Annotated in this window: 12 protein-coding genes; 8 read left to right on the forward strand and 4 right to left on the reverse strand. The window is 50.5% G+C overall.

Translation table 11 applies throughout. The features are described from left to right. Positions 1-3717 carry a conjugal transfer protein TraG N-terminal domain-containing protein gene (locus ACFQDL_RS31020; RefSeq protein ID WP_379913618.1) on the forward strand — a complete coding sequence of 1239 codons (3717 nt, stop codon included), beginning with the start codon at positions 1-3 and terminating at the stop codon, positions 3715-3717. 52 nt (positions 3718-3769) lie between these two features. Here ACFQDL_RS31020 and ACFQDL_RS31025 read toward each other — a convergent pair whose 3' ends face one another. Continuing rightward, entirely contained in the window at positions 3770-4309 is a 540-nt protein-coding gene (locus ACFQDL_RS31025) for a hypothetical protein (protein ID WP_379913620.1), read from the reverse strand. Positions 4310-5001: 692 nt separating this feature from the next. Between ACFQDL_RS31025 and ACFQDL_RS31030 the strand changes: the two genes are divergently transcribed. From ACFQDL_RS31030 to ACFQDL_RS31045, 4 genes are read left to right on the forward strand one after another with little or no spacing between them, the layout of a single operon-like run. Beyond that, on the forward strand, positions 5002-5274 hold the full coding sequence (locus ACFQDL_RS31030) for a helix-turn-helix domain-containing protein (protein WP_379913622.1): 273 nt from the start codon (positions 5002-5004) through the stop codon (positions 5272-5274). Between the two features lie 16 nt (positions 5275-5290). Beyond that, a complete protein-coding gene (locus tag ACFQDL_RS31035) occupies positions 5291-5863 on the forward strand; it encodes a transglycosylase SLT domain-containing protein (protein WP_465264029.1) in 573 nt (190 codons plus the stop codon). After that, a complete protein-coding gene (locus tag ACFQDL_RS31040) occupies positions 5841-6485 on the forward strand; it encodes a transcriptional regulator (protein WP_379913623.1) in 645 nt (214 codons plus the stop codon). The genes ACFQDL_RS31035 and ACFQDL_RS31040 overlap by 23 nt, the downstream gene beginning before the upstream one ends. Then, positions 6482-7147: a FlhC family transcriptional regulator gene (locus tag ACFQDL_RS31045; protein ID WP_379913625.1), complete on the forward strand. Its 666-nt coding sequence runs from the start codon at positions 6482-6484 to the stop codon at positions 7145-7147. Before ACFQDL_RS31040 ends, ACFQDL_RS31045 begins: the two co-directional genes overlap by 4 nt. 72 nt (positions 7148-7219) lie before the next feature. Here ACFQDL_RS31045 and ACFQDL_RS31050 read toward each other — a convergent pair whose 3' ends face one another. From ACFQDL_RS31050 to ACFQDL_RS31060, 3 genes are read right to left on the reverse strand one after another with little or no spacing between them, the layout of a single operon-like run. Further along, positions 7220-7690 (reverse strand): H-NS family histone-like protein, encoded by a 471-nt coding sequence (locus ACFQDL_RS31050; RefSeq protein ID WP_379913627.1) that lies wholly within the window; start codon positions 7688-7690, stop codon positions 7220-7222. 22 nt (positions 7691-7712) lie between these two features. Beyond that, the gene (locus ACFQDL_RS31055) at positions 7713-8021 is read right to left on the reverse strand and encodes a hypothetical protein (RefSeq protein WP_379913629.1); all 309 of its coding nucleotides are present in this window, start codon (positions 8019-8021) and stop codon (positions 7713-7715) included. Positions 8022-8048: 27 nt separating this feature from the next. Further along, complete coding sequence (locus ACFQDL_RS31060; RefSeq protein ID WP_379913631.1) at positions 8049-9029, reverse strand: ParM/StbA family protein; 981 nt, start codon at positions 9027-9029, stop codon at positions 8049-8051. A gap of 456 nt (positions 9030-9485) precedes the next feature. Between ACFQDL_RS31060 and mobI the strand changes: the two genes are divergently transcribed. From mobI to ACFQDL_RS31075, 3 genes are read left to right on the forward strand one after another with little or no spacing between them, the layout of a single operon-like run. Then, positions 9486-10106, forward strand: coding sequence for a conjugative transfer protein MobI(A/C) (mobI, locus tag ACFQDL_RS31065; RefSeq protein WP_379913632.1), 621 nt, complete (start codon positions 9486-9488; stop codon positions 10104-10106). Continuing rightward, on the forward strand, positions 10103-10414 hold the full coding sequence (locus ACFQDL_RS31070) for a hypothetical protein (protein ID WP_379913634.1): 312 nt from the start codon (positions 10103-10105) through the stop codon (positions 10412-10414). The genes mobI and ACFQDL_RS31070 overlap by 4 nt, the downstream gene beginning before the upstream one ends. A 10-nt stretch (positions 10415-10424) precedes the next feature. Next, positions 10425-11498, forward strand: a complete 1074-nt coding sequence (locus tag ACFQDL_RS31075; protein ID WP_379913636.1) for a plasmid replication protein — start codon at positions 10425-10427, stop codon at positions 11496-11498. Positions 11499-12010 lie beyond the last annotated feature (512 nt).

Here is a 12010-nt window from a genome sequence, read left to right on the forward strand (position 1 = left end):
ATGTCATTTGAGATATTTTCGGTCGGGGATGCGGCCTTTCTGGAGCAGATCCTCATGGCAGTAGCCATGGTGACCTCCATGGGGTCATTCGAGCAGATGGTCAGCGTTGGCCTTCTACTCGGAGTGATTTTTATCTTTGTTCAAAGTGTGTTTCAAGGAGCTAAACAGATCAATTTCCAACAGATCCTGGTCGGCTACCTCCTATACGCATGCCTCTTCATTCCGACCACTACTGTACTAATAGAAGATTCATATACTGGCGAGGTGCGTGTTGTAGACAACGTTCCCCTTGGAATCGGAGCGGCTGGCGGAATCATTTCTGCGGTGGGGTACAACATTACAAACCTGTTCGAACAGGGTTACGGTGCCATTGTGCCTTATGTGACTGAAACCCATTTCGCCGAGTCACTGAAAATCCTGAACGATGCTCGTAAACGCATCGCAAGCACTCCAGTGTATCAAGCCATGAATATGGCGGTTGGTAGCGATGCGGACGTACGCAAGTCATGGAACAACTACATCCGGGAATGCACTCTTACCGCTATAGACCTGGAAGATAGAAGCCTTGATGATGTGATGGCTGGGGAGCTCCCGGAAGCATTGCGCTTCAATTCGAGCCTTTACGGCACCCGACTATACCTTGGTAGTGCAGGCGGTACCGACTACACCTGCTCGGAAGCCTACCCTCGGCTGGTGGATGCGACCAACACTGCACTCGGCAGTGCGCCTATGTCCGATGCCATACTTACCGTCCTGGGAATTGACAACACCTACACCGGAATTTCGGGTCAAGGAGCAATCACGAATAGTCTGGGTATGCTGGGCATTACCTCCACATCAGGAACAAAGTACCTGACGGCAGCTGTCATTGAGCCCATCTATTACGAGGCGGCTCAGGGTCGATATGCGGATTTCCAAGACATGGCATCAGCCACAATGATCAACCAGGCCATCCAGCAGAGGAACACACAATGGGCAGCGGAACAATCCATGTTCATGACGATAGTCCGCCCCATGATGACCTTCTTCGAAGGATTCGTATACGCGATTACACCTCTTATGGGTTTTCTGATCGTTCTTGGCAGCTTTGGTGCCGGGCTCGCAGGCCGCTATTTCCAGACCTTGCTTTGGATACAGCTTTGGATGCCAGTCATGTCGATCATTAACCTCTACATCCATACCGCCGCTGGAAATGAGATGTCTAGCATTGGCAGCGAAATATCGTCGATCTATGCCCTCAGCACCGCAAGCGATCAACTACAACATTGGGTGGCGACAGGCGGTATGTTGGCCGCTTCTACACCACTTATCTCCTTGTTCGTAGTAACAGGCTCCACCTTTGCCTTCACCAGTCTTGCAGGCCGCATCAGCGGCAAGGACCATATTGACGAGAAGGTTCAGAGCAGAGACCTGGTTAGCAATGGCCCGATTATGCAGAACCAAGCCTCTCACGAGTACAATGACGTTACGGGTATGGCTGCGTCCGGTGCTGCAGGTCTGATGGGCACGATCTCCTTTGGTACCGGCCTTAGCAGCATGGCGTCATCTGCACACCAGCGCATGTCACAATCACAACAGTCATTTGCGCAGTCTCTGGGTTCATCATTTTCCAGTGGGAGAATGGACAACCAAACGTATGAAAGAGCTGCTTCGCTGGGTAGAACACACTCCGCCACGCATGGAACGACTCAGGGCGTTGTAAATGAGCGGACCAATCAAATTTTGCAAAACAGCTCGATTGGCTCACAGCACTCCGATGCAGTTAAAGGGATTGTGTCGGCTGTTGCTAGTGGCGCTATTTCCGGTGAAGTAGGCACAAGCCTCCTGACACAGCTTGCGCAGTCCGCGATGGTCAGTGAAGGTGGAAGTCAGAGCATTCCGGTTGATCCGGAAAAAGGCTCTCCTCCTGGAACGAAAGCACAGGGAACCAGAAGCGCAGCACACCAAGCGAAACGAACGGCTGCAGGTTCGAAGACTACTGGTGTGGGGTTGAAAGGTAATGTTGGGCTTTCGGCTGGCGCGAATAAGGAAACCGCTGACACTCGCAGCACGAACAATGTTAACAGCGCCGCGATCTCAGACGCACTAAAGTTTAGCCAATCTGAGCAATCTCAAGTCACAAACAACTTGGCTCAGGCCATCTCAACGGGCAAAAAGGAAGCAATAAGTGAGTCCTTTGGGCAAACGGACACCCAATCGCTGACCCGAAGCGCACAGGATGTCGTCAGCAGCAGCGAGAGTTATTCAACCGCTTCTTCAATGAACCAACAGTACGGCTCGATGAACAACCTGCGGCTTAGGGATGTCGGATCTCAGGTTGCGGGCAATGATCAGGCGATGAGGCAACTGAATGACTACTGGAATACAGGTGGGGTCAGTGCTGAAACGAAATCGGAAGCTCAGCGACTATATGAACGGTATAGCTCACCATCCACAGAAGGTGGATATGGTCTTGACCAGCGATCAGCGCTTGCTGCTGCTAGGATCAAGGCTCTTCAAAACTCAAACAATCATGCAGGCACAAGCGACGAACAATATCAGCGCAACTTCAATGCTGCTGTAGCCTCCGTGGGCCTTGGTATGGGACTCAACACTGGCCAGGCTGGCGACTATGCAGTTAACAAAGGAATAGCGCCCGTTAACAACGGTGACCTACGTCAACAGGCCGAAACCAATGCTCAGCAAGTGCGGCAGAGCGTTGCGCCCGCGAAGGGTATAGCGGTTCCTACTGCTGGGTATCCTCAATATAGCGATCCCACAACGACAGCGGATACACCTGCTGTAATCTCAGGGGAAGGAGCAGCGAACAACACTGCGGTCCGGGCTACCGCGAACACCTGGGAGCAACAAACCAATGCTGCGGCAGAAACTGAGGCTCGTCGCCAATTACTCAACAACGGGCCAGCGTACAGCCGTATGGGTGCTGCCGAGTTTTACGGCGGCGTAGAGAATGCCAATGACTGGGTTCAGCGCCGAATGACCCAAGCAGAAAACTTGGGCGAAAGCGTCTTCAGCGCAACAAGTGAAGGCATGACTGTCGCCAACGCTAATTTCGATGAGCGGTTGGAGGCCCTAAAGAGTGATCCGACCCTCCGTCAAGAGGTTGTGAGTGCTGCCAGAATGAGCGACCAAGAGCTGGCCAGCTCCGGGCTGGGCGGTAAGATTCTGTCCGGTCTATCGAGCGCTGGGCGCTCGATTATGGGAGCAACGGCAGCGGGCATAGAGCTGGCCAAAGGTGAGATTCGTTTCAATGACCTTCAAGGTATGAAGCTTGATGAAAAGGGTATGGTCTACCAGGCCGCGATGAGCCACGCGCTCGAAACTGGCGGTGAAGCCGCTGTCAAGAAGTTCGAAGAGACCTACGGAACCGACTTCCGAAAGGAGTTTTACGAGGAGGCAGTTTCTCGTGGACTTACCCATGAACAAGCACAGGTATACGCACACTCCTTCGATACACTGGGGAACAGCTCTGAGCGGGAAGCAGCAATTCAGTCTCTCGCTGCAACATACGCCGAAAAGAACCAGGACGGCAGTATCAAACGAGATCAGTCTGGGGCGCCTGTACTGTCACAGCAAAATCAAGAGTTCGTTGATCATATGATCAACACTGTCACAGAGTCTGCGAGGTCTGGCTCCACTATGTCTGGAAGCTATTTGGCCGGGATTGCCCATTACAACAACATGACAGGTCGTGGTGCTCGGGGATTAACAGACTGATCCAAGAGTCGAGCTGGGGAGATCAGGCGGCTACTCGGTAGCCGCCCGAGCCTTATCGCATGTAGTCGCCATGTGGGTCATCTTCAGAAATAAACGGGTTCGGGCCTTCAAACTGGCGATTGAGGTCAGAGTCCTCAAAAGAATCGCTGGTTCCACGAGTGGTTGCCCCAGCCTTTGAAGTACCAAATCCGTAGGCTGAAGAGAAGCTAGTAGTGCGCGGAGGCAGCTTGGGAAACGGAACTTCACCATTTGGGCCGCGCTGGAAAGCATTACGAAAGTTAACCACAAGCACCGAGACAAAGCGGAAACCCAGTACTGCGACGAAGCCAACGAGACCTAGCACCCAGGAAATCGGCAAGGTATTGGCGATCCCCAGGTATATTTCCAGCATACCTAGACCCAGAAAAAGAAATGCCAAACCAACTTTGCTCTTGCTTACCGTCATGGACATCTTAATTACCATGTACATGGCAGGGACAGCGATTAGGGCAGTGCCTAGCAGAACGCTCTCCCTAAATGCAGAAACACTAGAAACAATCATGAGAGCAAACACAAAATAAAGAAATAAGCGAAAATTCCGAAACCTGATCATATCTTTTCTCCCCATCTCTTACCTTCAGTATATCACAGGATCAAAATATGCAACTGGCTACTAGATGAGCAATCATAAATCTTTCACATGTGAAAGATTCTCTATCGCCCTACCGACCAGTAATATTCAATCAGCCCAATTATGTTCTGTCGGTACAAACTCTCGTCAACCGACAAAAATATTTCTTTTCCTGAACCACCGCCGACATAAAAACAAAGTTTTCCATTCAAATCATGAACAGGGTTGACGAACGCAAGAAACGTCAATAACATGTAAGCAGGTTGGTGTTATTAGGCATCTTCCCCCTGCACTGTGCAAGAACCTCTCTTAAAGTCCACTCTTAGCAAGTTGTTGAAGAACAAGAAATTCTCTTGCCTCTTCGGCGCACTTTGCTATACACACTATCATCTTCTATGACGCAGTTTCGCTTCTTCGAAAACGCAATTTCTAGATTACATCTCACTACACGAAACACTATTAAACCGCTATAAAGCCCGCAAACCCAGGCGGACACTGCATTTTCCGCTTTCAGTTTCGCTATTTTCTGAATGCAGTTTTGGGTATTGACTAAATGCAATTTCGGCATTATAAAGGCACCAATTCAAAGATGTCTCCTTTTGGCGACACTGCATTATTAAAGGAAAGAAACCCCGCGAATCCACGAAACACTGTGAACTGAGAGTTGCGTAGTAATGAGTGATGAGAACCAACAACCCGGAGGGGTGCCAAACGATCCCGAACGACGCCGCGAATGGATCAAGTACCAGTTGAAGATCAGAGGGATAAGCATTGCCTCCCTTGCAAGGCGACATGACGCTTCCAGACAAGCGGTGTCTACAGCCTTAGTGCGTAGCAACCCGCGATGGGAGTACGTAATTGCAGAGGCCCTTGAGAAGAGACCCAATGAACTTTGGCCAGAGCGCTACGACCCAGAAACTCTCATTCCTATTCCCAGAAGCGCGTAGAGGCGGTCGCGTGAAAATGACATTGAGAACCTTGGCTGCTGTCGCGACTTCAGTTGTATCGGCATACTCTTTTGGCTTTGATGTAACGGGGACACAGTTTGAGAAAGCTGCTGATAAGTATGGGATAGATCCAGTACTACTTTATTCCGTCGCCCTTGCTGAATCTGCTTCAGGTCGTGGTGATAACACAATCTCGCCCTGGCCTTGGACACTGAGGTCATCAGAAGGTCCGCTTTACGCACCCACCAAAGAGGCTGCGGCTGTTAAGCTGCAGGACATAATAGCTAAAAACGGCGAGCGCAGTTCTATTGATATAGGCTTCCTGCAGATCAACTTGTTCTGGAATGGGCACCGGGTCGAAGATCCACTTGACCTTTTAGATCCGGAGAAGAATCTGGACACTGGCGCTGCCATCCTGAGAGAAACTATCAACTCCTCTCCTAATGACTTGGAACTAGGCATAGGTCGCTATCACAACTGGGCGGAAGAGCATCGCTCTCGAACCTATGGCAGAAGGGTTCTCTCCATATATCAACAACTGTTAAACCTTTCACCGGAGAATACTAATGCTGCAAAGTTCGATAACTGAGCTCGATAATAGAGCGATTCAGGTAACAGAACAGCGCCCAGATCAGAACCTCTATGAGTTCGACCTCACGCTGTGGAGCCTGCTTTCGACCCTGACTAAAGCAGCGCCCGAAAAGGTTCAACACCAATTCAACCTCACAACAGAGGCTGTTCGGGCGCTCTCCTGCGCCAAAGAGCACGATTTGAAGCAACTTGCCTCCGGTGTTCTTATCAGTTTCCGACTCCAGACGAGCGAAGTGGAGATCACCGAACATCTCGGAAAAGAGTATGACCAGACCATCCAGCTACAGCGCTCAGTTGGGTCCGAGTTTGATTCCGCATATTGGTTGTTGCTAAAGCGAATGGCTCAGCGGGATCACCTAGTTGCATCGACGGCCTTTGGTGTAAGCCCGCGTCTTGCCGTGGCCGTATCAGAGGCAACTGATAACCAATTGCGGCATCTAGCAACATCTATAGTGACGGCATTCACTCTGCGTTTCGAATCGCAGCTGCTCCCATTACTCATCGAGAATAGGGAGACTCCTATGAGGGCCAGGCTCTTTTTCAGGAAATATCAACAATCAATGTCGGCTCGGCAGAGATCCATCACCAGAGGGCTAACTATGCGAGGGGTAGAAAGATGAGCAAGCTTGCTGAATCTAGTAAGCTGAAACGCTGGGTCACTGCTCGTGAAATGGCCCTAATGGGGTACGTCACACGTATCATCATCTTGGAAACTGGATTGACGGACAAGCAGATACGTCGATTGTATCGAGAACTCGAAGAGGAAGGCTTGAAAGCCGCTATAAATAGGACTACCCGCACACTCCGTAGTGGTGCAACGCTGCTTGGAAACCAACTAGCAAAGCTACATGCTTCGGCATTGATGCAGTTCTATCGCGAGGTCGGCGGAGATGCCATCATGACCACTACCTGCGTGACGTATCTGAATCGAGCGTACCGTATGTACCACGCGCTTCTCTGCGAGATGGAGCAGGTCGATCCCAACATCCGGAACGTGACATTCACTATCTCAGATGCTTGGTGCTTGGCATCCGAGCTCCGTTCAGGAGACGCTATGTTTGAGACGTGCAGAAGCTGTCACTGTGACTTTTTCACCTCAATCCACCAAAGTACAGGAATTGACTGCCCGTTTTGCTACGAACCGCACAACAAGATTAAGACCGATAGTACTGGAAAGCCCACAGTATCAGAAGCAAAAGAGGGGCTGTGCGGTTCAGTACCGGTTGAAGGGCGGGATGATGCGTCCATAATTGCTATGGAAGCGGAATTTGAATTTGGCTAAGGCGAATGACTATAAGATACTAGTATGACCATGAATACTGAGTAAAAAGCCCCCTTTTAATAGGGGCTTTTATCATTTTTCATCGATCTTTTGTGGCACCTTCCGATATTTTTCTAAATCAAAGTCAGAAAGCCCCTTGAACGGTGCTGGCCTTCGTCCTTGTCCGCTCCAGGGAACACCATCCTTAATATATTTGACCTTCGGATGTATAGCGGATGTGGTGTCTTGCTGCTTCTGTATCTCTCTCAGCGTTTCAATATCGATACCCTTTTCCGCCATTACCTGAAATACTGATTGAGCCTTCTCCATAAGCACAGCTTCCCTAGCAGCTTTCTCCTCGTCTTCCTGAATACGTTCTTCAAAAACAGCCTGCATACGCTCTAATATGGAGGACAGCTCAGAAACTGGGCAGTCCTTAAATATCGCCCTTATCTTACTTTTCCTCTTAAGCTCAGAGACTACTAGATCGCGCCTCTGATTTACATTGAGATTCCTTATGCAATCTTCGCACTTATCGTCCTGGATAGAGCTATCTTCATTCATAATCAAGAATTTATTTGAACATTTAATTAATTATTTCCACCGATCCGAGGAGGCGCCCCTTCAATTCCTTTTTAGCCGCATCCAGTTGCGAAGGCATCTCGTTATCCGGTGGAGAGTCAACCACCCCGTAGGCCGGGTGAGGCGCGGATACAGGAGAGCCTGAGTTATTCTGGCCGATGTTATACAGAGAATAAAGACCTATCATTGCCAGCGAGCGTAGGCGGTCGCTACGCTCCTTGTGATGCAACCGCTCCAGCTCCCGAAAGAGCTCAGGGAATCCTTGCTCGGAAATCTTCAGGTTCGAGAATTTCCCATCCCATCGCTTATCCATTCTCCCTCCCTCTTTCTACGCCTACCCTTAGCCACAATGCCAGAAGCCTCTAGCATTGGAGAGTACGGCATCCTTGGACTCAATGATCCGACTTTTTGGGAAGAGCTCTCTCGCGGCCTCCGCGTAATCTGAAGCACCGCCTCCAGCGAGCAAAACGACATCCGCGTTCATACCGTCCTCACGCATTGTTTTGCGCATCGAGGTCAAAGCCTCTCGGGTTACAGTGTGCGCAGCTTGGGACATGTACTCAGAAAGGTCGATTTTCTGACCAAACAGATAGGTCATGCCTTTCCCAGTCCGGATTGCCTTCTCGATCTTTTCTATTCCAGGGGCACCCCCATGTTCGTCGTGTATCAGCTCATTCGCAACTTGGATGACGCGAGACATGGCCTTCAGGCTTGTTCCAGACGAACGGTAGTGGATCTCGCCTGCGACGAGAGCAACCCAGTCCACGCTGTAAAAGCCGGGGTCGATCACGACAGTTTTCCCTTCCTGGATAGCTTCCAACACCCCCTCATCGTCGGTGTCATGAACGATGTCCATATACGCTCCTGCTGGTTGAGGCACGACAACAACATCCTTGACAAGGACCTCACGTTTTGGGGTGATCTTATGTTCACCCAGCAGGAACGCAGCCAATTCCTTTCGCTGTGCTTCGCTGTTTGCCTGGTTGACGGGAAGACCAGTCACCAGCACATCGATCTCGTGTTGCTCGGACATTAGCAGCGCCGCATAGAACAAGGCTTTATAAACATCAGTGCTTTTATAGTCTTTGTGGAGTTCCCTCTCCCATCCCTGCAACCGGTCAGGCTCAACCCCAGAGGCCCACTTCTGACCGTCAATGTGTACCTGTAAGAAGTCAGTGCCCAGTCCTGCGTTTACGGTTCTCGGCATGAGGTCGATACTGCCTGCTCCGGCGGGCAGTATGCGAGTGGACATCCCCTCCGCTTTTGAGCCCATCGCGATCTTCAGGTTTGAGTACCCAATATCCAGACCTAGTACAAACATTCGTTCCTCCAATGATTTGAAGGGCTCATAACAGCCCGTAAAAAGACCCAGGTACGAGAATACAGGCATCAAAGCAATTGAGAGGCGTCCCGAATTGCCCAAAAGGGGCGCAAAGAGCCTCGCAAGGGGCTTTTTGGGCGAGACAGCAACGAAAAGCGCGTCGAGGATGCTCTCCGGGCACTGACGAATGCGCGAAGCAGCAGACTCACGACAGCAGCCTTGAATACTCGATTTGTTTATCTCCACATAAATTGGAGATCTATATTCGCAAAATACTCTAGCATTTATCGCAGACTTTACCTATTCATTCTTTCTCCACATAAATAGGAGAATGATTGACAGATATTATTTATAGGATACGATAACGATGGTGGTTTTTTAGTGAGATTATATGGTTGATCTCCACATAGATAGTTATGTGGAAAGGACATGGATAGTTCTCCTAGGAGGGAAGTGATGTTTAGGACGCTAGAAGAGTTGGAGGAATTGCTCCAGAACGGCAAAGAAGCGGAGCGCCAGTGGGTCAGAGACCCAGAGCTTTTGGCTGAATCAAAGGAGTTCCTTCGCACTGTCAGAGCAATGATCGACAGGGAGCAGCGAGTAATCGCACTCGATGGGCTAAAACTGGCGGACTCCTACTGGGAGGCAAACCGAGACGCCAGAGAGGAAGATGACGAACCTTGTTATCTCGGGACGCGGGTTCGCATAGTCAAGGGAACACTGCACTTCGAATGGTTCCGGAACAATGCGCGACAATATCTCGGGGAAGGCAAGCCCAAACAGATCTTCTCCACCTATCTGCGCAAGGGCCGGGGAAGCAGGTACAGTGACTCGCACTTTCAGAATGAGCCCAAATGGGCACGGGACCAAATCGGCACAGTTGAAGACGGATACGAGCTTCTGCGTAAGAGAGCTACTCTGCTGTCGGCCATAAAAAAGAACCTGCGTGACTATGAAAAAATTCTCGCAGAGTGCTTTGATGACGGGCCAGCCTCCCCTGACTCAAAACGAGAACCGTCCCTACAGCACGAAGCCGAATCCGGTGGGGCAGCGCAAGCAGGAGGTAACGCGAAATGACATCGGTATCTGCAACAGAGCTCGCAAAGCTCGGTAAGTGCGAGATGCTGGTAAAGCCGTTCGGCAAGCGCCACCAGGCACCACGGACGCGCTCGCGGGCCAGCACGAAGAGCATGGCCGATTTGGAGACCATCCGGCAAAATAAGGCTGCGATTGAGCGAGGATATGCTACTCACGAAGCATTTGAGCTTGAAGCGAACACCTACATGATGGAGCATCGTAATACTAGAACAATTAGTCAGGATATCGTTCTGGCGCTTGCCATTGCCGCAGGCCTCCTGTCCTTGCTGGCAGCAGCGACAACATAGGGAACTTTGAATGAGTACAACTGTGAACGCCCCGGCCCAGGATAGAGATGAAGATCTAAACTCGCTGGATATCAAGCGCAGCCAGCAGATGGATCTGTTTACGCAATTCGACCTGCCATCCGGGCGAAAGCGTGACTACTCGAACACAGTAGACATCTATGACGCCATACCGAAGTATGTATGGGGTAAGACACGCGAGCACGAAGACCTGAAGTCCGCGAGCATCACCCGCCACTGTACTATCCGAGGTGAGAGGATCACGGTGAAGCTGAAGCCTGCCCTAATCGACAAGGGTGACAGGACGGTACTGATCTATCCAGGGCAACGTGAAGAGCTTGTAGAAGATGCCCTGCGCAAAATTGCAGTGAACGGGCAAGGCATATACGTGAACGACAAGGCTGGGGTGAGCTTCACTCTTTACGAGTTGATGAAAGAACTTGAACGGATGGGACATACCTACAGCCTTGCCGAAATCAAAGAGGCACTTTTTGTCTGCCGAGGATCCATCATAGAATGCTATTCAGAGGACGGCGAATCAGTTATCAACTCAAGCCTTTTTGGTCTGCTCGGGCTGACGACCCGAAAAGACCTGCAGAAAGACCGCAAGGGCGCAAAGTGCTATGTCCAGTTCAACCCGCTGGTAAATGAGTCGATCATGAACCTCACATTCCGACAGTACAATTACCAGGTCGGGATGGATATCCGCTCTCCGCTAGCACGGTTCTTCTATAAAAGGATGTGTCAGTACTGGACACAAGCGAGCGAAAAACATCCATACACTCCAACTCTCATCGCCTTTCTTGATCAAAGTCCTAGAGGGCTCACCAGCAAAATGGGCGAGAACTTGAGAGCCATGAGAGGCGCTTTAGACACTCTCAAAAAGCACAAGGTTATCGAGCGATACGAGGAGGAGAAGGTCCTCAAAGGGAAGCAGAAGGTGATAGACGCCAGGTTCACCATCTACCCTCACACCGACTTCGTGAAAGAAGTTATCAAGGCCAACCAGCGCAATAAGGTTCTGAAGACGCGGATCATAAGAGAAGGGCTGGAATTCACCGACATCAAGGGCATCAAGAGCAAGTAGAGGGGCAATATAGCCCCTTTACAACTGCATGCCCCCACCTTGCACAATCAGCTACCCCCGCCCCGCCCCACTTCATAGGCGGCCCAAAAACGGGTAGGTAACTGCTTGGTTTGGCCTACAGCGCAATGAACGCGCAAGAGCCTCGCAGATGACACCTCCGCTGGCATATAGGTTCGCTGCATCGGTTTGCAGAACCGATGCAACAAGAGGCGAAAAGAGCCCCAAAAGGCCCTCTAAGAAGCTCAACACTATGCTACTCAATTCTCTGCGATGAGCCCCCCGTTGTAAGAAATCTAATCTAACCAATTGATATTAAAGGGAACTATATGTAGGTTCATTGCATCGGTTTTCTTCGAAGTATGTAGGTACATTGCATCGGTTTTGCCAGGTCTATAGGTTTGCTGCATCGGTTCTGACGCGACACACTCCGATATATAGGTTCGCTGCATCGGTTTCAGGCAGTTGACGGGGATTGACACGGGTTGACAAAGCTGAACATGACATCAGAGGAT

The organism is Marinobacterium aestuariivivens, assembly GCF_042661465.1.
In the GTDB taxonomy this organism is placed as follows: Bacteria; Pseudomonadota; Gammaproteobacteria; order Pseudomonadales; family Balneatricaceae; genus Marinobacterium_A; species Marinobacterium_A aestuariivivens.